This is a genomic window from Variovorax paradoxus B4, from assembly GCF_000463015.1.
Lineage (GTDB): Bacteria > Pseudomonadota > Gammaproteobacteria > Burkholderiales > Burkholderiaceae_C > Variovorax > Variovorax paradoxus_E.
Window position 1 is genome coordinate 4,167,447 of the sequence record NC_022247.1, and the last position, 23,237, is coordinate 4,190,683.

Sequence of the window (23,237 nt, forward strand, 5' to 3'; positions counted from 1 at the left end):
AGTCATTCATATGACCTGTTTGACATGCGGAGACGCGCACTCGGACACTGGCCCGGCTGCAAATTCTCAGCGAGTCACAACAGGAGACAACGATGATTCATTTCGTTCTGCACGACGCGAAGGACACGGTCGCGGTCGTGGTGGTGGAAGGCGTCAAGGCCGGCATGTCGCTCAGCGGCTGGATCATGGACGAGGACCGCATGACCAGCGTCGATGCGCGCCAGGACATTCCGATCGGCCACAAGGTCGCGCTCAAGGACATGGCAACCGGCGACACGGTGTGGAAGTACGGCATCGACATGGGCAAGGTGGTGGCGCCGATCAAGGCCGGCGAACACGCGCACGTCCAGAACATCAAGACCAAGCGCTGGTAGGCCCTGCCCCGCTTCGCCAATTCCACATCACCCACGAATCCGAAAGAACCGCATGTCCGTCATTTCCAAAGACACCACCTTCCTCGGCTACCGCCGCGAAAACGGCCGCGTCGGCGTGCGCAACCACGTCATCATCCTGCCGCTGGACGATCTCTCCAACGCGGCCGCCGAAGCGGTGGCCCACAACATCAAGGGCGCGCTCGCCATTCCGCATCCCTACGGCCGCCTGCAGTTCGGCGCCGACCTGGAGCTGCACTTCCGCACGCTGATCGGCGCGGGCTGCAACCCGAACGTGGCGGCGGTCGTCGTCATCGGCATCGAGGACAGCTGGACGCAGAAGGTGGTCGACGGCATCGCCACCACGGGCAAGCCGGTGGCCGGCTTCGGCATCGAGGGCCACGGCGACCACGACACCATCCTGCGCGCGAGCAAGGTGGCGCGCGAGTTCGTGCAGGCCGCCAGCGAGAAGCAGCGCGAGCCCTGCGGCATCCACGAACTCTGGGTCTCGACCAAGTGCGGCGAGAGCGACACCACCTCGGGCTGCGGCTCCAACCCCACCGTGGGCAACGCCTTCGACAAGCTCTACGAGACTGGCAACACGCTGGTGTTCGGCGAGACCTCCGAGATCACCGGCGGCGAGCGCATCGTGGCCGACCGCTGCCGCACGCCCGACGTGAAGGAGCGCTTCATGTTCATGTTCAACCGCTACCAGGACATGATCAACCGCCACAAGACCAGCGACCTGTCGGACTCGCAGCCCACCAAGGGCAACATCGCGGGCGGCCTGACGACCATCGAGGAAAAGGCGCTGGGCAACATCCAGAAGATCGGCAAGAAGTGCATGGTGGACGGCGTGCTCGACAAGGCCGAGGTGCCGACCGGCCCGGGCCTGTGGTTCATGGACTCGTCCAGCGCGGCGGCCGAGATGGTGACGCTATGTGCTGCGTCGGGCTACGCGGTGCATTTCTTCCCCACGGGCCAGGGCAACGTGATCGGCAACCCGATCCTGCCGGTCATCAAGATCTGCGCCAACCCGCGCACCGTGCGGCTGATGAGCGAGCACGTCGACGTCGACACCTCGGGCCTGCTGCAGCGCGAGATGACGCTCGACCAGGCCGGCGACCAGCTGCTCGAATGCATGCTGCGCACCGCCAACGGCCGGCTCACCGCGGCGGAAGCGCTGGGCCACCGCGAGTTCGTGATGACGCGGCTGTACGAGTCGGCCTGAGCGCGCCCGCGCAACGGAAAGCATCATGAAGCGGATAGTGATTGCGGAGTTCATGGACGCCGCCGCGGTTGCGCAATTGCGCGAGCGGCACGACGTTCTCCACGACGTGGCGCTGGTGGACGACGGCGCCCGGCTCTACAAGGAAGCGAAGTGGGCCCATGCGCTCATCGTGCGCAACCGCACGCAGGTGCGCGGCGAACTGCTGGATGCGCTCACGCAGTGCACGGTGGTGGGCCGCCTGGGCGTGGGCCTCGACAACATCGACGTGGCGGGCTGCGAAGCGCGCGGCATCCGGGTGATTCCGGCCACGGGCGCCAATGCATTGAGCGTGGCCGAGTACGTGATTGCGAGCGCCATGATGCTGCTGCGCGGCGCCTACGGCTCCACCGCCGCGGTGGCGGCGGGGCGCTGGCCGCGCAACGCGCTGTCGAACGGGCGCGAGCTCTCGGGCAAGACGCTCGGGCTGGTCGGCTTCGGCGCCATCGGGCAGCTGACGGCGCGGCTCGCGCAGGCGCTCGGCATGCGCACGGTGGCCTTCGATGCCATGATGGACGGCAGCCACCCGGCCTTCGGCGCAACGGGCACGCAGCCGCTGGGCCTCGACGCGCTGCTGGCGCAGGCGGACGTGGTGAGCCTGCACCTGCCGCTGGTGGACAGCACGCGCAACCTCTTCCATGCGGCGCGCATCGCGGCCATGAAGGGTGGCGCGGTGCTCGTCAACACCTCGCGCGGCGGCATCGTCGACGAAGCCGCCGTGGCGCTTGCGCTGCGCGAAGGCCGGCTCGGCGGCGCAGCGCTCGATGTGTTCGATGCCGAGCCGCTCGCGGCCAGCCCGCATTTCGAGGACTGCCCCAACCTGCTGCTGACACCGCACATCGCGGGCGTGACGGCCGAGTCGAACGAGCGCGTAAGCAGCCTCATTGCACAGAAGGTGCTGGAGGCGCTGGAACCGTGACGACGATGAGTCTTCCACAAGCGCGGAGCGCCGTGGCCACGGCCCTGCGCGCGGCCGGCGCGAACGAGGCGATGGCGGCGGCCGCCGCACGCGCACTGGTGCTGGCCGAGGCGCAGGGCCTGGGCTCGCACGGCCTCGCCCGCGTGGCCCAGTACGCCACGCACCTGCGCAACGGCCGGGTGAACGGCGACGCGGTGCCGACGCTGCGCCGACAGAAAGGCGCGGCGGCGCTGATCGATGCGCACGAGGGCCTGGCCTTCGCCGCCTGCGAGATGGCCATTGCCGAGGCCATCGGCCGCGCGCGCGACTTCGGCATTGCGATTGCGGGCGTCACGGGCAGCCACCATTGCGGCGTGGTGGTCGACCATTTGCGGCCGGTGGCCGAGGCCGGCATGGTCGGGCTCGGCTTTGCCAACTCGCCGGCCGCGATGCCGGCGGCCGGTGGGCGCCATCCCATCTTCGGGACCAATCCGGTGGCGGCGATGTTCCCGCGCCGCGATGCGCTGCCCCTCGCCATCGACCTGAGCCTTTCGGAAGCGGCGCGCGGCAAGGTCATGGTGGCCGCGAAGCAAGGCAAGGCCATACCGATCGGCTGGGCCGTGGACCGCAACGGCCGGCCGACCACCGACGCGCAGGCTGCGCTCGAAGGCTCGATGCTGCCCATCGGCGCGGCCACGAGCCCCAAGGGCGCGATGCTGGCGCTGGTGGTCGAGTTGCTGGTCACGGCGCTGATCGGTGCGCAGTTCGGCTTCGAGGCATCGAGCTTCTTCGAGGATGCCGGCAACCGGCCGCGCATCGGCCAGGCCTTCATCGTCATCGACCCCGGCGCGCTCGCGGGCTCTGCGGGCTACCTCGACCGCGTCGAGGTGCTGGTGGGCGAGATGCTGCGCGACGACGGCGTGCGCCTGCCCGGCGCGCGGCGCGAGGAGCTGCGGCTGCGCGCCGAGGCGGAGGGCATCGAGGTGCCCGAGGCGCTGCTCGCGCAGTGGCGAAGGTAGACGCCACCGATCGCCACGACCCTACACAACAACAGGAGACAACACGATGAAACGACGCGAATGGATGCAGGGGACCGCCGCCCTGGCGGCGACGGGATCGCTGGGCTCGCTCATGCCGATGCTTGCCAGGGCGCAAGGCGGCGACTACCCCAGGCCGGACGCCACGCTGCGCTACGTGGTGCCCTTTCCGCCGGGCGGCCTGACGGACGTGATGGCGCGGCAGATCGGCCAGCAGCTGGGCGAGCGCTGGAAGGTCAACGTGCTGGTGGACAACCGGCCCGGCGGCAACGGGCAGATCGGCGCCGACCTGGTGGCCAAGGCGCCGCCCGACGGCAACACGCTGCTCGCGGTCACGCTGACGCACGCGGCCAACGTGACGCTGTTCCCGAAGTCGCCGTTCAGCTTCCAGAAGGACCTGCGGCCGGTGGCGCTGCTGGCCGGCAGCCCGATGCTGATCGTGGTGCCCGTGGCCAGCCCCATCCAGGACCTGAAGGGCCTGGTCGCGGCGGCGAAGGAGCGCAAGCTCAACGCCGGCTCCAGCGGCAACGGCACGCCGCCTCACCTGACGCTCGCGCTGTTCAACGACCTGAACAAGTCGGCCATCCAGCACGTGCCCTACAAGGGCGGCGCGCCATGCATCACCGATCTCATCGGCGGCCAGCTCGACGTGGTGTTCTCGAACATCCCGGAGTCGATCGCGCACGTGAAGGGCGGAAAACTGCGCGCGCTCGCGATCGCGAGCAAGGCCCGCTACCCCTTGCTGCCCGAGGTGCCGACCACCGCCGAAGCCGGCATGCCCGCGCTGCAGGTCGAGAACTGGACCGGCATGATGGCGCCGGCCGGCATGCCCGACGCCGCGGTGCAGAAGCTGGGCGCGGAGGTGGTGAAGATCCTCACGCAGCCCGGCCTGGACGAGCGCATGCGCCAACAGGGCTTCGTGATCGATGCGCGCGGGCCGGACCGCTTCGCGCCTTTCCTGGCCGACGAGATCGCGCGCTGGGCGCACGTCATCAAGGCGGCGTCTATCCAGCCCGGCTGAGCCGCAACAGCCGCGCCGTGTGCCGCGCGATCACGGCCTCTTCGTCGGTGCGCAGCACCCAGGCGCTGACGGCGCTCCCGGGTGCGGTGAGTTGCGCCATGCCCGCGCGATTCGCCTCCGCGTCGACACGAAGGCCGAGCCAGCCGCACTGCAGAAGGATGCGCTCGCGCAGCGCGGCGGCGTTCTCGCCGATGCCGCCGGTGAACACGATGGCATCGACACCGCGCAGCGCCGCGGCCAGGCTGCCCATGTGCTGCACCACCTGCTCGATGAAATGCGTGATGGCCTCGGCGGCGGCGGGCGCGGCAGAAGCCTCCAGCTCGCGCATGTCGCTGGAAATTCCCGACAGCCCCAGCAGGCCCGACTCGCGGAACAGCAGCTTCTCTACATCGTCCGCCGACATGCCGTGCGAGCGCATCAGGTACAGCACCACGGCCGCATCGAGGTGCCCGCAGCGCGTGCCCATGGTGAGGCCGTCGAGCGGCGAGAAGCTCATCGTGGTTGCCACCGACCGACCCTCGGCCATGCCGCACATCGACGCGCCGTTGCCCAGGTGCGCGACGATCACGCGTTGCTGCGCGAGCTGCGGCGCCAGTCGCGCGAACTGCGTCACGATCGATTCGTAGGAGAGGCCGTGGAACCCGTAGCGCCGCACGCCCGCATCGTGCAGCGCACGCGGCAGCGCGAAGCGGCGGTTCACATCGGGCTGGGTCGAATGAAAGGCGGTGTCGAAGCACGCCACCTGCGGCACGCCATCGAAAGCCTTCATGGCGGCACGCACGCCCGCGAGGTTGTGCGGCTGGTGCAGCGGCGCAAGCGGCTCGAGCGCAGCCAGTTCGGCAAGCACCGCATCGTCGATGCGCACCGGCGCCACGAAGTTCGCGCCGCCATGCACGATGCGATGGCCGACCGCTGCGATGCGGCCGCCGTCGCCCTGCTGTGCATGCCATTCGAGCAGCGCGGCCAGTGCGCCCTGGTGCGAGCGGCTGTCGCCTTCCAGCGCCGCGTCGTGCAGCGTGCGGCCCTCGGCATCGCGTATGCGCAGCCGCGCCTTGAGCCCCGCGCCCAGGCCGTCGGCCTCGCCCGACCAGCGTGCAGCAGGCAGCGCGTCGCCCTCGCCGGCCACCTCGAACAGCGCGGCCTTGATCGAGGACGACCCGGCGTTGAGGGTGAGCAGCGAATCGGTCAGACGTAGTCCTTGTACTTTTCGAGGAAGCGCACCGGCTTGGCCAGCGCATCGCGGCGGAACGGATCGCCGAGCTCGCGGGTGCACATGATCTCGATCACGCAGGTCTTGCCCTGGTTCATCTGCATGTCGATGGCCTTCTTCAGTGCCGGGCCCACGTCTTCGAGCCTGTCGACCACGATGCCCTCGGCGCCCATGGCCTTGGCAATGCCCGCGAAGCTCTCGCTCTCGAGCTCGCCCGCGACGAAGCGGCGGTTGTAGAAGTCGACCTGGTTCTTCTTCTCGGCACCCCACTGGCGGTTGTGGAAGACCACGGCCGTGACCGGAATGTCGTGGCGCACGGCGGTCATGATCTCGACCATGCTCATGCCCCAGGCGCCGTCGCCGGCATAGGCCACGGCCGGGCGGTCGGGCGCCGCGCACTTGGCGCCGATCATGGTCGGCAGCGAGTAGCCGCAATTGCCGAAGCTCATCGGCGCGAAGAAACTCCTCGGCTCCTCGAAACGCAGGTAGCTGTTGGCAATGGCGTTGATGTTGCCGATGTCGGTGGAGACCATCACGCGCGGCGGCATGGCCTTCTCGAGCTCGCGCAGCACCTGGCGCGGGTGCAGGTAGCTGCCGCCGGTGGGCGTCTTCTCGCCCTTGGCCTCCTCGATGGCGTCGAGGCTGAAGGGGTCGCGCTCGTGGGTCCACTCGTCGAGCTCTTTTTCCCACGCGGCCTTTTCGGCCTTGATCTTTTCAGCGCGCTGGGACTTGGTGGCGTCGCAGGCGAGCGTCTTGCCGGCCAGCCGCTTGAGCAGTTCATTGGCCGTGGCCTTGGCGTCGCCGTGGATGCCGACGGTGATCTTCTTCACGAGCCCGAGGTTGGTGTGGTCGGCTTCCACCTGGATGATCTTCGCGTCCTTCGGCCAGTAGTCCATGCCGTGCTGCGGCAAGGTGCCGAAGGGGCCCATGCGCGAGCCGAGCGCAAGCACCACGTCGGCCTGCGCGATCAGCTTCATCGCGGCCTTGGAACCCTGGTAGCCCAGCGGGCCCGCGGCAAGCGGATGGCTCGCGGGGAAGGAGTCGTTGCGGAGATACCCGTTGGCCACGGGGGCGCCCAGGCGCTCGGCCAGGGCCTTGCATTCTTCGACCGCATCGCCCATCACCACGCCGCCGCCCGAGAGGATGACCGGAAACTTCGCCGAGGCCAGCAGCTCGACGGCCGCGTTCAGGCTGTTCTCGCCGCCCGAACCGCGCTCCACGCGCATGGGCTTCGGGATCTCGGTGGTGATCTCCCCATAGAAATAGTCGCGCGGAATGTTGAGCTGCGTCGGGCCCATCTCGGAGATGGCGCGGTCGAAGCAGCGCGCCGTGTACTCGGCCATGCGCTTGGGGTTGTTCACGTGGCCCTGGTACCTGGTGAACTCCTGGAACATCGGCAGCTGGTTGGCTTCCTGGAAGCCGCCGAGGCCCATGCCCATGGTGCCGGTCTCGGGCGTGATCATCACGACCGGACTGTGCGCCCAGTAGGCGGCCGCGATGGCCGTCACGCAGTTGCTGATGCCGGGGCCGTTCTGGCCGATCACCACGCCGTGGCGGCCCGACACGCGCGCATAGCCGTCGGCCATGTGGGCGCCGCCCTGCTCGTGCACCACCGGGATCAGGCGGATGCCGGCGGGCGCGAAGATGTCCATCGCGTCCATGAAGGCCGAGCCCATGATGCCGAACATGTCGGTCACGCCGTTGGCGACCATGGTTTCGACGAAGGCCTCGGAGGGCGTCATCTTCTGCACGCCGGCGACGGCTTCGCGGGTGGGTGCGGCGGGTTGCTTCTGGCTCATGGAAGGCGTCTCCTGAAGGAATGAGGCGGTCGGCGGGTTTCAAAAGTCGGAACCGGTTGTTCCGAATTTCTTTCCGGCGGAATATAGGACGGCAAGGCCTCGGCGTCAAACAATTTACAAAAATCGGTACGTCTTGTCTTGTTTTTTGTAAAAAGACTATGATCCGGCCCATGAAGATCGTCAAAGGGCTTGCGCCCGAAATCCCTGAGCCGGCGTCGGGCGACACGCCCACCATGCGCCTGTTCGGGCTGCTCGAAGTCATGGCCGCCAAGGACCAGCGCTACTCGCTGCAGGGCCTGGTGGAAGAGACCGGCATGCCCAAGCCCACCCTGCACCGCATGCTCCAGCAGCTCGAAGGCGCGGGCCTCCTGCAGCGCGAGGGCGACGGGCGCCACTACGGCATCGGCACGCGGCTGCGGCGGCTGGCCGAGAACCTGCTGCTCAACGACAGCCTCCACGGTGCGCGCCATACGGTGCTGCGTCAACTGGTGGAAGAAATCGGCGAGAGCTGCAACCTCACCGCGCTCTCGGGCAGCGAGGTGGTGTACCTCGACCGCGTGGAAACCGCCGCGCCGCTGCGCTTCTACCTGCACTCGGGCTCGCGCGTGCCGGTGCACTGCTCGGCCAGCGGCAAGATCTTTCTCGCGCAGATGAGCGCGGCGCAGCGCCGCCGCCTGCTCTCCAACGCGCCGCTGGAGCCCTACACGCCCAGGACGCTCACCGACCCCGACGCGCTCGAAAAGGAAGTGCAGCGCGTGCGCAAGGACGGCTACGCCATCGACAACGAAGAGTTCCTGCCCGGCCTGCTGTGCATTGCGGCGCTGGTGCCTTCGGGAGACGACGGCCCCTCGAACCTGTGCATCGCGGTGCAGGCGCCGGTCATGCGGCTCGATGCCGCGAAGGCGAAGACGCTGCTGCCCGCCCTGCAGCGCGCCGCAGAGGCGCTGAGCCGCATCGATGCCGATGCGGGCACCACCAGCCGCGCGCAGGCCTGACTCACTCCATCCTGGAAAACCCATCGTGACCGACATCGCAGACCTTCGGCCCGACCGCATGCTGAGCGTGCGCGAGGTGTTCGGCATCGACACCGAGCTGCAGGTGCCCGCCTTCAGCGAACGCGACGACCACGTGCCCGAGGTCGACGCGGTCTACCGCTTCAACCCCGACGTGACCCTCGCCATCCTCGCGGGCTTCATGCGCGACCGGCGCGTGATGGTGCAGGGGCTGCACGGCACCGGCAAGTCGACCCACATCGAGCAGGTGGCGGCGCGGCTGAACTGGCCCTGCGTGCGCCTGAACCTCGACGGCCACATCAGCCGGCTCGACCTCGTGGGCAAGGACGCGGTGGTGCTGCGCGAAGGCCAGCAGGTCACCGAGTTCCAGGAAGGCATCGTGCCGTGGTCGCTGCAGCGGCCGGTGGCGCTGGTGTTCGACGAGTACGACGCGGGCCGGCCCGACGTGATGTTCGTGATCCAGCGCATCCTGGAGCAGGGCGGCAAGTTCACGCTGATGGACCAGAACAGGGTGCTGCGGCCGCACCCCTTCTTTCGCCTCTTCGCCACCGCCAACACGGTGGGCCTGGGCAACCTCAACGGCCTGTACCACGGCGCACAGCGGCTCAACCATGCGCAGATCGACCGCTGGAACATCGTGGCCTCGCTCAACTACCTGCCGGCCGGCGAAGAAATCGCGATCGTGCAGGCGCGCGTGCCTTCGCTGGCCGACGAGGCGGGCCGCCAGCTGGTGGCATCGATGGTGGCCGTGGCCGATCTCACGCGCAAGGGCTTCGCGGCGGGCGACCTCTCGACGCTGATGTCGCCGCGCACCGTGATCACCTGGGCCGAGAACGTCGAGATCTTCAAGAACCCGGCGCTGGCGTTTCGCCTGTCCTTCGTCAACAAGTGCGACGACGCGGAGCGGCCGCTCGTGGCCGAGTACTTCCAGCGCTGCTTCGACCAGGAACTGAAGGAGTCGCACCAGCTGTCCTCGGGTTCGCACGAATGACCGACGCGCCTGCCCCCGCCACTGCATCGGCCAGCGCCATGCAGCGCCGCGTGCGGCAGGAGGAGCAGGTCGCCGAACTCTGCGCGGGCGTGGTGCGGGCCTTCAGCGGCGAGCGCGACCTGCACTTTCGCGGACGGCGCCTGCACCGCGGCCGCGTGGCGCTGCCGTGGTTCGCACCGCACCTGCACCCTTCGCCCGAGACCGACGACTTCGCCTCCTTTCGTGGCGTGGCCGATGGCCTGGCACTGCGGCTCACGGTGTCCGATGCCGCGCTGCACGAAAGCCTGCGGCCCGAGGATCCGGTCGAGCGCATGCTGTTCGAGATGCTCGAGCAGTTCCGCGCCGAAGCCATGGCGCCCGACGTCATGGCGGGCATGCGCCGCAACCTGCGTCACCGCCATGAACAGTGGTCGCTGGCCTTCCACCACTCGGGCCTGACCGACACCGCACGCGGCCTGCTGCTCTACGCCGTGGCGCAGATCTGCCGCGCCCGCGTGAGCGGCCAGCAGGTGGTGGAAGAAACCGAGGACATGCTCGAAGCCACGCGCTTTCACCTTGCACCGCTGATCGGCCACGCACTCGCGGGCCTTCGCCGCGACCGTGCGGACCAAGCCGCCTACGCCGTGCATGCACTCGCCATCGCGCGCACCGTCGCCACGATGCTGCACGAGGCCGGCGAAGACAGCAGCGACGCACACGACCCGCACGTGGACGACAAGCGCAGCGTGTTCATGCTCGTCGCCGACATGGACCGCGAGATCGTCGAGCGCTTCACCACCGCCGAGTCGGGCCGCAGCGCGGTGCTCGACGACGCGGGCGGCGCGTATCGCGTCTTCTCCGATGCCTACGACCGCGAGCACGACGCCGCCACGCTCGCACGCAAGGAAGTGCTGGCGGGCCACCGCGAGAAGCTCGACCGCCGCATCGCCGTGCAGGGCGTGAACATCGCCCGCCTGGCGCGCGAGCTGCGTGCGCTGCTGGCCGACCCCACGCGCGACGGCTGGGATGGCGGCCAGGAAGAAGGCCTGATCGACGGCCGCCGGCTCGCGCAGCTGGTGGCTTCGCCAACCGAGCGCCGGCTGTTCCGCACCGAGCACCTCGAGCCGGTGGCCGACTGCATCGTGACGCTCCTGATCGACTGCTCGGGTTCGATGAAGGAGCATGCCGAATCGGTCGCGATGATGGCCGACGTGTTCGCGCGCGCGCTCGAGCAGGCCGGCGCGGCCAGCGAGGTGCTGGGCTTCACCACCGGCGCATGGAACGGCGGCCGCGCGCAGCGCGAGTGGGTGCGCGCCGGCAAACCGCCTCAGCCGGGCCGCCTCAACGAGCGCTGCCACATCGTCTTCAAGGCCGCCGCCACGCCCTGGCGCCGCGCACGGCCCGCGATGGCGGCGCTGCTGAAGGCCGACCTGTTCCGCGAAGGCATCGACGGCGAGGCGGTCGACTGGGCCTGCGCGCGCCTGCGCCAGCGGCCGGAGGCGCGCAAGCTGCTGCTGGTGATTTCAGACGGCTCGCCGATGGACAGCGCGACGCACCTGGCCAACGACGCGCATTACCTCGACCACCACTTGCGCGACGTGGTGGCGCGGCAGGAGCAGCGGCGCGACATCGAGATCGCGGGCATTGGCGTCGGGCTCGATCTGAGCCCGTACTACAGCCGCAGCCATGTGCTGGACCTTGCTGCCTCCACCGGCAACACCATCTTTCGCGAGGTGATCGACTTGATGGCGGGGCGGCATCGGCGCTGATTGCCTGTTTGCTGCCTACCGGGACGCTGCTGTTCGGGGCGCGCTCCCGCCGACGGGGTACCTTGCTCCGCGAATGTCCTCCGGCCTGCGGCCTCCCCCTTGATTTCGCTGCGCAAGGCACCCCATCGGCGGGAGCGTTATGCGGAGCGGTTGTTGATCAGCGATGCACCGGCAGCGTGCCCTGGTGCACAGGGCATCGGGTGCTCCCCGCAGCGAAATCAAGGAGGAGCCGAAGGCGGGGGACATTCGCGGAGGGGAGTACCCGGTGGCCTGTGCACTCGCCCTGAAAAAACATGAAACGTTTAGACCTACATCCAAGTCCCCGATTGACAAAACGACCGATCAGTCCAAACATCGCGTCTCATATCCAGGAACAACGTTCCAATATTTGGAACACCCAGAGCCTCATGGATTCCACCCTCGCCAAGGGCCTTGCCGCCATCGAATGGATGACGCGGCAACAGCGCGACTGCCGCGTCACCGACCTGGCCCAGGCCTTCGGCATGGCGCGCAGCAATGCGCACCGCACGCTGCAGACGCTGGTCGAATGCGGCTGGGCCGTGCAGGACCCGGACACCAGCGCCTACCGCCCGAGCCTGCGCCTGTTCGAGCTCGGCGCGCTGGTTTCCGAGGCCACCGACATGGGTTCGCTGCTGCGGCCGCACCTCGCGGCACTGGCGCAGCAGACCGGCGAGACCATCCACCTTGCAGTGCTCGACGGCGCCGAGATCGTCTACCTCGACAAGTTCGACAGCCCCCTGCCCGTGGCTGCCTATTCGCGCATCGGCGGCCGGGCGGCCGCGTATTGCGTGGCCTCGGGCAAGGCCCTGCTCGCCGCGGCCGCGCCGGACCTTTCCGCGCTGCACGAGCGCCTCGGCACGCTCGCGGCGCACACGAAGAACAGCATCACCAGCTTCGATGCCCTTCTCTCGGAACTCGAACGCACGCGCGTTCGCGGCTATGCGGAAAACCGCGAGGAATGGCGCCTCGGCGTCTGCGGTCTCGGCGTGCCGGTGTTCAACGCGCGCGGCGAAGCGATCGCGGCCGTCGGCATGAGCGTGCCCTCGATCCGCTTCGCGCGGACGCAGGCGCGCGGGCTGGCCGACCGCCTCATGGCCTGCGCGCGCGACGCGAGCGTCACGCTGGGCTACCGGGCAAGCCCGGTGCCGGCGGCGCCGCTGCCGACATCCACCACAAGGAGAAGGAGACTCGGATGAAGCTGTTGTTCCTCGCCCCCTGGCTGCGCGCCGCGCTGCTGGCGGCCACCACCCTGGCAGCGCCTTTTGCCGTGCAGGCGCAAAACGGCACCGACTATCCCAACAAGCCGATTCGGCTCATCGTTCCGTACCCGCCCGGCGGCGGCACCGACGTGATCGCGCGCATCGTGCAGGAGCGCTTCTCGTCGCTGCTCGGCCAGCAGGTGCTCATCGACAACCGCGGCGGCGCGGCCGGCTCCATCGGCACCGAGATCGTGGCCAAGGCCGCACCCGACGGCTACACGGTGCTGTTCACGCTGTCTTCGCACACCATCAACCCGGCGATCTACACCAAGCTCTCGTTCGACACCGCGAAAGACTTCGCGCCCGTGGGCCTGGTCGCCTCGCTGCCGCAGATCCTGGTGGCCAACACGCAGTTCGCACCCAATACGGTGGCCGAACTGGTGGCGCTCGCCAAGGCCAAGCCGGGATCGCTTTCCTTCGCCTCGGTGGGCAACGGCTCTCCCGGGCACCTGGCGGGCGAGCTGCTGAAGCTGCGCACCGGCACCCAGATGACGCACATCCCCTACCGCGGCGGCGGCCCGGCCGTGACCGACGTGATGGGCGGGCAGGTACCGCTGCTGTGGGTATCGATTCCCGCGGCCGCGCAGTTCGTGAAGGCCGGCAAGCTCAAGGCGCTGGCGGTGTCGACCACCAAGCGCAGCGCCGCCTTCCCCGACGTGCCCACGATGCAGGAAGCGGGCATTGCCGATTTCGACGTCGACTCCTGGTACGCGGTGTTCGTGCCCGCGAAGACGCCGCAGCCCACCATCGACAGGCTCAACCGCGTCATCAACACGGTGGTCAAGGAACCCGAGATCCGCGACAAGCTGCTGGCACAGGGCAGCGAAGGCGTCGGCGGCACGCCGGAGCAACTGGGCAAGGTGGTGACCACGGAACTCGTGCGCTGGCAGAAGCTTGCAAAAGAAGCCAGCATCAAGGTGGATTGACCAGCAACAGACAGACCCATGGAAAACTCATCCGCACCCTCTTCCCCCATCGCCGAACTGGTGGCGCGCGCCCGCGCCGCGCAGCGCATCTACGAAACCTGGTCGCAGGCGCAGGTCGACACCGCCGTGGTGGCCGCGGGCTGGGCCATCATCGAGCCGGCGCGCAACCGCGAACTGGCCGAGCTGGCGGTGGCCGACACCGGCGTGGGCAACGCCCCGGACAAGGTGCGCAAGAACCACCGCAAGACCTTCGGCCTGCTGCGCGACCTGCAGGGCGCGCGCTCGGTGGGGGTGATCGGCGAAGACCCGGCGCGCGGCATCGTCGAGATCGCGCGGCCCGTGGGCGTGGTGTGCGCGGTCACGCCGTCCACCAACCCGGGCGCGACGCCTGCCAACAAGATCATCAACGCGCTCAAGGGGCGCAACGCAGTCATCGTGGCGCCCTCGCCCAAGGGCTGGTCGACGGCCGCGCGGCTGATCGAGTTCATCCATGCGCAGTTCGACCGCATCGGCGCGCCGCGCGACCTGGTGCAGCTGCTGCCCTCGCCGGTCAACAAGCAGTCGACGGCCGAGCTGATGCGCCTGTGTGACCTGGTGGTGGCCACCGGCTCGCAGGCCAACGTGCGCGCAGCCTATGCCAGCGGCACGCCGGCCTTCGGCGTGGGCGCGGGCAACGTGGCGGGCATCGTCGACGAAACGGCCGACGTGAACGCGGCGGCCGATCGCATCCTGCTGTCCAAGACCTTCGACAACGCGACCAGCTGCTCGTCGGAGAACAGCCTGGTCGTCGTCGATGCGGTGCGCGCGCAGATGCTCTCGGCGCTGAAGGACCGCGGCGCGCTCATGCTCGCGGCTGCACAGAAGGCCACGCTGCAGTCGCTGATGTGGCCGGGCGGCAAGCTCTCTCCTGCCGTCATCGGCCAGTCGGCGCGCATGATCGCCGAGCGCGCAGCCGCCCTCGACGGCGCCAACCGCGAGGGCTGGCTGGCCATTGCGGCGAGAAATCCGCGCATCCTCATGGTGGCCGAGGACGGCGTGGGCCACGAGCATCCGTTCTCGGGCGAGAAGCTGAGCCCGGTGCTGGCAATCTATTCCGCACGCGACTTCGACGAAGCTGCCGCCACGGTCGCGCGCATCTACGCCTACGAAGGCGCGGGCCATTCGGTCGGCCTGCACAGCACGGTGCCCGAACGCGCGTTGACGCTCGGCCTCACGCTGCCGGTGTCGCGCGTGATCGTCGACCAGGCGCACTGCATTGCCACCGGCGGCAGCTTCGACAACGGCCTGCCGTTCTCGCTGTCGATGGGCTGCGGCACCTGGGGCAAGAACAACTTCTCCGACAACATGAACTACCGGCACTACCTGAACATCACGCGCGTGTCGCGGCCGATTCCGGAGCGGGTGCCCAGCGAGGACGACATCTTCGGCGCCTTCTTCGCCGAATACGGTGCGGGCTGAGCGTGGTGGCTTCCACCGTTCATGAGCTGATCGAACTGCAGGCGGCGGCGCAGCCGCAGGCGGTGTATGCGCTTTCCACCGAAGGCGGACGCGGCAGCATCGGCTTCGGCGAGCTCGCGCGCGGCTGCCGCACGGTGGCGGCGGTGCTGCACGCGCATGGCGCGCGGCCGGGCGACACGGTGTCGGTGGTCATGCCCAATGGCCTGCAGACGCTGCGCCTGCTGCTCGGCGCCATGCACGGCGGCATGTGCGTGAACCCGGTCAACCTGCTGTCGCAGCCCGAGCAGATGCGCTACGTGCTCGCGCATTCGGATTGCCGCGTGGTGTGCGTCGCGCCCGAATGGGAGGCACGCGTGCGCGCGATGCTCGAGGGCATCGGCCGGCCGGTCGAGGTGCTGGTGGCCGGCCCCGACACCGATGCGCTGCCGGGCGAGGCGCAGGCAACGCCTTCGCAGGAGGTTGCACCCCCCGCCGCCGGCGACGTGGCCCTTCTGATGTACACCTCGGGCACCACCGGCATGCCCAAGGGCGTGATGCTCACGCAAGGCAACCTCGCGGCCAACGCGCATGCGATCAGCGCCGAGCATGCGCTGCAGCCCGCCGACCGCGTGCTGGCCGTGCTGCCGCTCTATCACATCAACGCCTTTGCCGTGACCATGCTCGCGCCGCTCGCCCATGGCGGCAGCCTCGCGATGCCGCCGAAGTTCTCGGCCGGGCGCTTCTGGGAGCAGGCCTCGGGAACGGGGTGCAGCTGGATCAACGTGGTGCCCACGATGATCTCGTACCTGCTCGAAGGCGAGGAGCCGCCGCCCTCGCAGACCGCTTCCATCCGCTTCTGCCGCTCGGCATCGGCCGCGCTGCCGCCGGAGCACCACCGCGCCTTCGAGCAGAAGTTCGGCATCGGCATCGTCGAGACCATGGGCCTCACCGAAACCGCGGCGCCGTCTTTTTCGAACCCGCTCGATCCCGCGCTGCGCAAGCTGGGCTCGGTGGGCCGCGCCTCGGGCTGCGAGGCGCGCGTCATCGATGCCGCATTGGCCGAGGTGCCCGACGGCACCACCGGCGAGCTGGCCATTCGCGGCGCCAACGTGATGCGCGGCTACTACAAGAACGAGGAAGCCACCCGCGCCAGCTTCACGCCCGACGGATGGCTGCGCACCGGCGATCTCGGCCACCGCGATGCCGATGGCTTCTTCTTCGTGACCGGCCGCATCAAGGAACTGATCATCAAGGGCGGCGAGAACATTGCGCCGCGCGAGATCGACGAGGCGCTGCTGCGGCATCCCGCCGTGCTCGAGGCCGCGGCGGTGGGCGTGCCCGACCGCCACTACGGCCAGGAGATCGGCGTGTGCATCGTGCTGCGCGACGGCTGCGCCTGCAGCGAAGACGAGCTGCGCGCCTTCTGCGCCGACGTGCTCGGCCGCTACAAGGCGCCAGGCCACTACCGCTTTGTCACGGACCTGCCGCGCGGGCCTTCCGGAAAGGTGCAGCGCTTGAAGCTGCTGCCGCTTTTCGCTGCATGAGCCGCCGCCCGGCCGCTCCGAAGGCGGCTCGCACCGAAGCGCGCAGCGCGGAGGTTATTCGGTGATCGCGGCGGAACTGCTGGTGCCGCCGCTGGCGCCGGCGCTGCTCGCCTACAGCCTCTGCGTGGTGTTCGCGGCCGGCGTGGTGCGCGGCTTCGCGGGCTTCGGCTTCTCGGCCGTCACCGTGGCGGGGCTCTCTCTCGTGGTGTCGCCTGCGCTCGTGGTGCCGGCCATCTTCATGCTCGAGATCCTCGCAAGCCTGAGCCAGCTGCGCGGCATTGCACGCGACGTCGACATGCCCTGGCTCGGCTGGCTGATGCTGGGCAACCTGCTGTTCATTCCGCTCGGGGTCGCGTTGCTGGCCTGGCTGCCCGAAACGCCGCTGCGCCTGCTGATCGGCGCGCTGCTGATGGCCGCGGCCCTGCTGCTGCGCGCCGGCACCCGGGCCACGCTCGTGCCCACGCGCGCGGTGCGCTTCGCGGCCGGGCTGGTCTCGGGCTTCATCAACGGCGTGGCGGCCATCGGCGGTATTGCCATTGCGGTGCTGCTGAGCACCACCGCGATGGCGCCGGCCGCGCTGCGCGCCACCATGATCGCGCTGCTGCTCTTCAGCGACGTGGTGTCGCTCGCAAGCGCCGCGCTCATGCCCACGGCCGCGCATGCCGCGTCGGGCCACCTGCTCGGGGCCGGCACGCTGAAGTGGGCGCTGTGGCTCGCGCCCGCGATGCTGGCCGGCGTCTGGTGGGGCCAGCGCTCGTTCAAGGGCGTGTCGCCCACGCAGTTCCGCCGGCATGTGCTGAGCCTGCTGGTGGCCTTGGCGGCGGTGAGCGTGGCGCGCTCGGTTGTCTCGCTGGCAACGGCCTGACCGGCAAGATCCTGCACGGCAACGTCCTGCCCTGGCTATGCTGCGCGCGACATGCTGTCTTCTTCATTCTTTTCTCGGCCACCGGGACGCGCACTGGCGGCGGCCACGGTGCTTCTGCTCGCATCGGCAGGTGCCGCCGCCGAATCGGCATGCCCGGACACCGCCGCGCGGACGCCGCCACCCCCGCGCGCCCTGGCGATGGCCACCGCCGCACAGCGCGAGCACGAGGCCTTCGGCGCGCAGACGATGGACGCCGAAGGCCGGCTCGTCGAGTCCGGCCGTTCCGAGGCCGAGGATTCGCGCCCCACGCTCGCCACCCCCGCGCCGTGGCAGCGCGTGCTCGGCTACTGGGAGGCGGTCGAACAGCCCCGCACCCCGCTGCCTTCGCTGGTGCGCTTCGGCGCGCTGCGGCCGGCCGACCGCACGCTGCTGCTGCAGGCGCTCAGCCAGGCCAGCGCCTCGCACCTGCAGGGGCTGGGCGTGGGGCCGGACCAGGGCCTCGACGCGGCCGAGCTGCGCGCGATGGCCACCGCGGTGAACCGCGTGGCGGCGATCGACACGCCATGGTCGGCGGCCTTCATGAGCTGGCTCGCGCAGCAGGCGGGGCTGGGCGCGGACGAGTTCGTGTTCTCGGAAGCGCATGCGGACTACGCGGGCGCCGCCTGGCAGGCCGGCGCCGCCGAAGCGGCCGGCCACGAGACGCGCTACGCGATGCGCGCCTGCGACCTCGCGCGCACGCCGCCACGCGTGGGCGACCTAGCCTGCCACACGCGCGGCGCGGCATCGGAGCTCGACAGCTTCGAAAAGATCGGCGCCGTGCTGGCAACGCGGGCCACGGGCGGCGAGCCGCTGCCGATGCATTGCGACGTGGTGGTGAAGGTCGACGAGCGGGGCTTCGACACCATCGGCGGCAATGTGCTGCAGTCGGTCACGCGCAGGCGGCTGGACTTCGCGCCCGGCACGCAGACCCTCGATCCCAGCTACCTGCCCGACGGCTGCACCATCGGCGCTGCGGACTGCACCGAGCGCCACATGAGCTGGCAGCCGTGGTCGCTGCTGCTGCAGTGGCGCTGACGCGGCGCACAGGCGGCGAAAGGCCCAGGCCCGGGCTCAGAGCAGCGTGCCCATGCGCTCCGCGGCGGCCTTGAGCGCATCGATGCGCTTCACCGCCTCTTCCATCGACATGCGCGCGGTCGGCGCATGCACCGCGAGCGCCGCGCGCACCTGCCCGGCCGCGTCGCGCACCGGCACCGCCACGGCCACCAACCCCGCGATGAATTCCTCGCAGTCGCGCGAGTAGCCGCGCTTGGCGATCGCATCGCATTCGGTGCGCAGCGCATCGGCCTTGACGAGCGTGTTGGCCGTCATGCGCGCAAGCGGCAGCCGGTCGATGAGCGCGTCGCGCTCCTTCTTCGGCATTTGCGCGAGGAACAGCTTGCCGCTCGCGGTGCAGTGCAGCGGCACGTGCGAGCCGACATCGAGCGTGAGCCGCAGCGGCCACTGCGCCTCCACGCGGTCGAGGTACAGCACCTGGGCACCGTCGAGCGTGGTGAGGTTGCAGGTCTCGCCCACCTGCCGCACGAGTTCGGACAGCACCTCGTGCCGCAGGCCGCGCACCGTGCCGTGGTTCAGGGTGTCGAAGGCCAGCTTGCGCAGCGCGGGGCCGACGCTGAACGAACGCTCGTCCACGTCGCGCGCCAGGAAGCCGGTGGCCAGCAGCTGGGTGCAGATGCGGTGCGCCGTGCCCTTGGGCAGCCCCAGCTGCGCGGCCAGGTCGGCGAGCGTGAGGGGGCGGCCTTCGCTGGCCAGCAAGGCCAGCAGGCGCAGGCTGCGCTCGGCCGACGAGCCGGAGGCGGACTCCTCCGCGGCGGGCACGGAAAGCGATGGCGAAGACACGGCGGCTGCGGGGCGCGCGGAACGTGGCATGCGGGTAAACCTTAAAAATGGAACATTGCGTTCCGAAAAACATTAACCTAGGATGCAAGCAAGCGAAGCGATTGTTCCACTCCCCGGGTGCCCTGCATGCGTGATGAAGAGTTCGACTACATCGTCGTCGGCGCCGGATCGGCCGGCTGCGTTCTGGCTGGCCGGCTGAGCGAAGACCCGGCCACGCGCGTGCTGCTGCTCGAAGCGGGCCCGGTGGACAGGTCGCTCTGGATCCACCTGCCCATCGGCTACGGCAAGACGATGTGGAGCCCCACCTACAACTGGCGCTTCGAGACCGACCCCGACCCGAACATGAACGGCCGGCGCATCTACTGGCCCCGGGGCAAGACGCTGGGCGGCTCGAGTTCGATCAACGGGCTGATCTACATCCGCGGCCAGCGCGAGGACTACGACCACTGGGCCGCGCTGGGCAATGCGGGCTGGAGCTACGACGAGGTGCTGCCCTACTTCATCCGCTCCGAAGGCAACGAGCGCGGTGCGAGTGCCTTCCATGGCGGCGACGGGCCGCTGAAGGTGTCGGACATCGCGGCGAAGCACGAACTCATCGAGGCCTTCATCGGCGGCGCGCAGCAGATCGGCGTGCCGCGCACCGGCGACTTCAACGGCGCCGAGCAGGAAGGCGCAGGCTACTACCAGCTCACCACGCACAAGGGCTGGCGCTGCAGCACGGCCAAGGCCTACCTGGTGCCGGCGCGCCACCGGCCCAACCTGCGCATCGAGACCGATGCGCTGGCCAGCCGGCTGGTGTTCGACGGCCGGCGCGCCGTGGGCGTGAGCTACCGCCAGGGCGGTGACATGAAGACCGCGCGCTGCCGCGCCGAGGTGCTGCTTTCGGCCGGTTCGATCCAGTCGCCGCAGCTGCTGCAGCTCTCGGGCATCGGCCCGCGCGCGCTGCTCGAGCGCATGGGCATCCCGGTGGTTCACGAACTGCCCGGCGTGGGCGAGAACCTGCAGGACCATCTGCAGATCCGCCTGGGCTACGAGTGCAGCAAGCCCATCACCACCAACGACCAGCTCAACTCCTGGCTCGGCCAGGCGCGCATGGGCCTGGAATGGCTGATGTACCGCACCGGCCCGCTCGCGGTGGGCATCAACCAGGGCGGCTGCTTCATGCGCGCGCTGAAGGACGCAAACGGCCGGCCGGTGGCCGCCACGCCCGACATCCAGTTCCACGTGGCCACGCTCTCGGCCGACATGGCAGGCGGCAAGGTGCATCCGTATTCGGGTTTCACGATGTCGGTGTGCCAGCTGCGGCCCGAATCGCGCGGGCATGTGCGCATCCGCTCGCTCGACGCAGCCGAGCCGCCCGAGATGCAGCCCAACTACCTGTCCACCGAGCTCGATCGCGCCACCACCGTGGCCGGCGTGAAGGCGGCGCGCGCCATTGCGCAATCGCCCGCGATGCGGCCCTACGTGAAGCGCGAGGTGAAGCCCGGCCCCGAAGCCGCGAGCGACGCCGAGCTGCTGGAGTTCTGCCGCAACAACGGCGCCACCATCTTTCATCCCACCGGCACCTGCCGCATGGGCAGCGACCCGCTCGCGGTGGTCGATGCGCGCCTGCGCGTGCACGGCGTGGCCGGGCTGCGCGTGATCGACTGCTCGGCCATGCCCACGCTGGTGTCGGGCAACACCAACGCACCCGCCGTGATGATGGCCGAGAAGGCCGTCGACATGATCAGGGAGGACGTGAGAGCGGCAGCCGCCGCGACAACCACATCGGAGACACAGACATGAGCGCAAGCGACGAGAAAGCGATTCGCAGGGTGGTGGTATCGGCCCTGGTGGGCGCCACCATCGAGTGGTACGACTTCTTCCTGTACGGCGTGGTGGCCGGCATCGTGTTCAACAAGCTCTACTTCCCGGGCAGCGACCCGGTGGTGTCGACCTTGCTGGCCTACACCACGTTCGCGGTGGGCTTTGTCACGCGGCCGCTGGGCGGCGTGATCTTCGGCCACTTCGGCGACAAGATCGGCCGCAAGAGCATGCTCATCATCACCCTGATGATCATGGGCGTGGCCACCTTCCTGATCGGGCTGGTGCCCACCTATGCGCAGATCGGCATCGCGGCGCCCTTGCTGCTGCTCTTGCTTCGGGTGGCGCAGGGCATCGGCCTGGGCGGCGAATGGGGCGGCGCGGTGCTGATGGCGTACGAATACGCGCCGAAGGGCAAGCGCGGCTTCTATGCGTCGCTGCCGCAGATCGGGCTGGCCATCGGCCTGTGCATGGCCTCGGGGGTGGTGGCGCTCCTGTCGTGGCTGCTGACCGACGAGCAGTTCCTGGCATGGGGCTGGCGCATCGCCTTCCTGATTTCCGGCGTGATGGTGGGGGTGGGCATGTACATCCGGCTCCACGTGCAGGAAACGCCTGAGTTCGCGGCCGTGAAGGCGCGCAACGCCGAGCTGCGCATTCCGTTCATGGACATGCTGCGGCGCTACCCGGGCAACGTGCTCAAGGGCATGGGCGCACGCTACATTGATGGGGTGTTCTTCAACATCTTCGGGGTGTTCTCCATCAACTATCTCACCGGCACCCTCAAGATCAGCCGCACCGACGCGCTGCTGGGCGTGATGGCCGCCGCCGTGGTGATGATCTTCTTCATTCCCTTCTTCGGCCGCCTGTCCGACCGGATGGGACGCGGCAAGGTCTACATGTGGGGTTCGCTGGTCACGGCAGTGTCGGCGTTTCCGGGCTTCTGGCTCATGACGCACAGCGGGGGCAGCGTGCTGCTGGTGTGGCTCGCGATCATCATCCCCTTCGGCATCCTGTATGCCTCGGTGTACGGGCCGGAGGCGGCGCTGTTCTGCGACCTGTTCGACGCCAAGGTGCGCTACACCGGCATCTCCTTCGTCTACCAGTTCTCGGGCATCTTTGCCTCGGGCATCACGCCGATCATCGCGACCGCGCTGCTCAAGTCGGGCGGCGGCCAGCCGTGGCAGATCTGCATGTACGTGCTGTTCGCGGGCGTGGTGTCGGCCGCGTGCGCCTGGATGATCGGACGGTCCGCATCGCCGGCCGACGCGCCGGTGGCGGTGGCCTCGCGCTGAGGGCATCAGTTCAGGGTGCGTGCACAGGCCACCGGGTACTCCCCTCCGCGAATGTCCCCCGCCTTCGACTCCTCCTTGATTTCGCTGCGGGGAGCACCCGATGCCCTGTGCACCAGGGCACGCTGCCGGTGCATCGCTGATCAACAACCGCTCCGCATAACGCTCCCGCCGATGGGGTGCCTTGCGCAGCGAAATCAAGGGGGAGGCCGCAGGCCGGAGGACATTCGCGGAGCAAGGTACCCCGTCGGCGGGAGCGCCGCCCCGAACAAACGCGACCCCAAGCAGATCGCCAGACAGGCTCTCAGGAGGTCCTGCCCATGGCAAGCGCGCGCACCACGGCCGCCGTGCGCGTCTCGACGCCCAGCTTCACGTACACATGCTCCAGATGCTTGTGGACGGTGCGCGGGCTGATCTCCAGCAGCGCGGCGATCTCGGCGTCGGTCTTGCCGCGCGAGAGCCAGTGCATGACATCGCCCTCGCGCGGCGTGAGGCCGGCCAGCGGCGCATCGGGGAGCGGCGCATCATGCAGCGGCGCCGCGGCGCGGCAGGCGAGCTGGTACAGGAAGGCCACCGCCACCGCATGCTCCAGCCCCGCGCGCCGGTAGCGGTCGGCCTGCCATGCGGCGCGGCGAAACTCGCTGCGGCCCGGTGCCTTGGTGGCGATGCGCGGACTTGTGCGTACGCCGTTGCTGCCGGCGCCATGGGGCCGCATCGGCGAATGCCCGGACTCCAGCTGCTCCAGCAGGCGAAGCGCGCCCGCCCGGTCGTTGCGCGTCAGGTGTGTCATGGCATGCCCCTTTCACGGTGCATACGCATTGCTGCGTATGGCGCCTGCCCGC

At 69.3% G+C, this 23,237-nt stretch carries 20 protein-coding genes; 16 read left to right on the forward strand and 4 right to left on the reverse strand.

The genetic code is table 11. From position 1 onward, the window contains the following. The first annotated feature begins 92 nt into the window (after window positions 1-92). Genes VAPA_RS19410 through VAPA_RS19430 form a run of 5 tightly spaced genes read left to right on the forward strand, consistent with a single transcriptional unit; the run spans window position 93 to window position 4,594 of the window. Window positions 93-374 carry a UxaA family hydrolase gene (locus VAPA_RS19410; protein ID WP_021008463.1) on the forward strand — a complete coding sequence of 94 codons (282 nt, stop codon included), beginning with the start codon at window positions 93-95 and terminating at the stop codon, window positions 372-374. 52 nt (window positions 375-426) lie between these two features. Then, the gene (locus tag VAPA_RS19415; protein ID WP_021008464.1) at window positions 427-1,602 is read left to right on the forward strand and encodes a UxaA family hydrolase; all 1,176 of its coding nucleotides are present in this window, start codon (window positions 427-429) and stop codon (window positions 1,600-1,602) included. Window positions 1,603-1,627: 25 nt separating this feature from the next. Then, window positions 1,628-2,557, forward strand: a complete 930-nt coding sequence (locus VAPA_RS19420; protein ID WP_021008465.1) for a hydroxyacid dehydrogenase — start codon at window positions 1,628-1,630, stop codon at window positions 2,555-2,557. Then, entirely contained in the window at window positions 2,554-3,555 is a 1,002-nt protein-coding gene (locus tag VAPA_RS19425) for an Ldh family oxidoreductase (RefSeq protein WP_041946167.1), read from the forward strand. The genes VAPA_RS19420 and VAPA_RS19425 overlap by 4 nt, the downstream gene beginning before the upstream one ends. Before the next feature lie 46 nt (window positions 3,556-3,601). Then, complete coding sequence (locus VAPA_RS19430; RefSeq protein WP_021008467.1) at window positions 3,602-4,594, forward strand: Bug family tripartite tricarboxylate transporter substrate binding protein; 993 nt, start codon at window positions 3,602-3,604, stop codon at window positions 4,592-4,594. Here VAPA_RS19430 and VAPA_RS19435 read toward each other — a convergent pair. Both VAPA_RS19435 and xsc read right to left on the reverse strand, forming a co-directional pair. Further along, entirely contained in the window at window positions 4,578-5,783 is a 1,206-nt protein-coding gene (locus VAPA_RS19435; protein ID WP_041946522.1) for an acetate/propionate family kinase, read from the reverse strand. The two genes, VAPA_RS19430 and VAPA_RS19435, sit on opposite strands and share 17 nt — an antisense overlap. Then, complete coding sequence (gene xsc, locus VAPA_RS19440; protein ID WP_021008469.1) at window positions 5,780-7,603, reverse strand: sulfoacetaldehyde acetyltransferase; 1,824 nt, start codon at window positions 7,601-7,603, stop codon at window positions 5,780-5,782. The genes VAPA_RS19435 and xsc overlap by 4 nt, the downstream gene beginning before the upstream one ends. A 158-nt stretch (window positions 7,604-7,761) precedes the next feature. Between xsc and VAPA_RS19445 the strand changes: the two genes are divergently transcribed. The 9 genes from VAPA_RS19445 (at window position 7,762) to VAPA_RS19485 (ending at window position 18,481) form a co-directional block, all read left to right on the forward strand. Continuing rightward, window positions 7,762-8,598 (forward strand): IclR family transcriptional regulator, encoded by an 837-nt coding sequence (locus VAPA_RS19445; RefSeq protein WP_021008470.1) that lies wholly within the window; start codon window positions 7,762-7,764, stop codon window positions 8,596-8,598. A 25-nt stretch (window positions 8,599-8,623) separates the two neighbouring features. Beyond that, window positions 8,624-9,607 carry an AAA family ATPase gene (locus VAPA_RS19450; protein ID WP_021008471.1) on the forward strand — a complete coding sequence of 328 codons (984 nt, stop codon included), beginning with the start codon at window positions 8,624-8,626 and terminating at the stop codon, window positions 9,605-9,607. Beyond that, complete coding sequence (locus tag VAPA_RS19455) at window positions 9,604-11,355, forward strand: cobaltochelatase CobT-related protein (protein ID WP_021008472.1); 1,752 nt, start codon at window positions 9,604-9,606, stop codon at window positions 11,353-11,355. The genes VAPA_RS19450 and VAPA_RS19455 overlap by 4 nt, the downstream gene beginning before the upstream one ends. A gap of 407 nt (window positions 11,356-11,762) precedes the next feature. Next, a complete protein-coding gene (locus VAPA_RS19460; protein WP_021008473.1) occupies window positions 11,763-12,572 on the forward strand; it encodes an IclR family transcriptional regulator in 810 nt (269 codons plus the stop codon). Further along, the gene (locus VAPA_RS19465) at window positions 12,569-13,561 is read left to right on the forward strand and encodes a tripartite tricarboxylate transporter substrate binding protein (RefSeq protein WP_021008474.1); all 993 of its coding nucleotides are present in this window, start codon (window positions 12,569-12,571) and stop codon (window positions 13,559-13,561) included. Before VAPA_RS19460 ends, VAPA_RS19465 begins: the two co-directional genes overlap by 4 nt. 18 nt (window positions 13,562-13,579) lie before the next feature. Continuing rightward, window positions 13,580-15,019: an acylating sulfoacetaldehyde dehydrogenase gene (sauS, locus tag VAPA_RS19470; RefSeq protein WP_021008475.1), complete on the forward strand. Its 1,440-nt coding sequence runs from the start codon at window positions 13,580-13,582 to the stop codon at window positions 15,017-15,019. 2 nt (window positions 15,020-15,021) lie between these two features. Next, window positions 15,022-16,542 (forward strand): AMP-binding protein, encoded by a 1,521-nt coding sequence (locus tag VAPA_RS19475; RefSeq protein ID WP_021008476.1) that lies wholly within the window; start codon window positions 15,022-15,024, stop codon window positions 16,540-16,542. Between the two features lie 61 nt (window positions 16,543-16,603). Beyond that, window positions 16,604-17,407, forward strand: coding sequence for a sulfite exporter TauE/SafE family protein (locus VAPA_RS19480; protein ID WP_021008477.1), 804 nt, complete (start codon window positions 16,604-16,606; stop codon window positions 17,405-17,407). Window positions 17,408-17,458: 51 nt separating this feature from the next. Continuing rightward, window positions 17,459-18,481 carry a DUF2272 domain-containing protein gene (locus VAPA_RS19485; protein ID WP_021008478.1) on the forward strand — a complete coding sequence of 341 codons (1,023 nt, stop codon included), beginning with the start codon at window positions 17,459-17,461 and terminating at the stop codon, window positions 18,479-18,481. A 36-nt stretch (window positions 18,482-18,517) separates the two neighbouring features. Here VAPA_RS19485 and VAPA_RS19490 read toward each other — a convergent pair whose 3' ends face one another. Further along, complete coding sequence (locus VAPA_RS19490; protein WP_021008479.1) at window positions 18,518-19,333, reverse strand: IclR family transcriptional regulator; 816 nt, start codon at window positions 19,331-19,333, stop codon at window positions 18,518-18,520. A 96-nt stretch (window positions 19,334-19,429) separates the two neighbouring features. Between VAPA_RS19490 and VAPA_RS19495 the strand changes: the two genes are divergently transcribed. Both VAPA_RS19495 and VAPA_RS19500 read left to right on the forward strand, forming a co-directional pair. Further along, entirely contained in the window at window positions 19,430-21,088 is a 1,659-nt protein-coding gene (locus VAPA_RS19495; RefSeq protein WP_021008480.1) for a GMC family oxidoreductase, read from the forward strand. Then, a complete protein-coding gene (locus tag VAPA_RS19500) occupies window positions 21,085-22,398 on the forward strand; it encodes an MFS transporter (RefSeq protein ID WP_021008481.1) in 1,314 nt (437 codons plus the stop codon). Before VAPA_RS19495 ends, VAPA_RS19500 begins: the two co-directional genes overlap by 4 nt. 301 nt (window positions 22,399-22,699) lie before the next feature. Here VAPA_RS19500 and VAPA_RS19505 read toward each other — a convergent pair whose 3' ends face one another. Further along, a complete protein-coding gene (locus VAPA_RS19505; protein WP_021008482.1) occupies window positions 22,700-23,185 on the reverse strand; it encodes a helix-turn-helix transcriptional regulator in 486 nt (161 codons plus the stop codon). Window positions 23,186-23,237 lie beyond the last annotated feature (52 nt).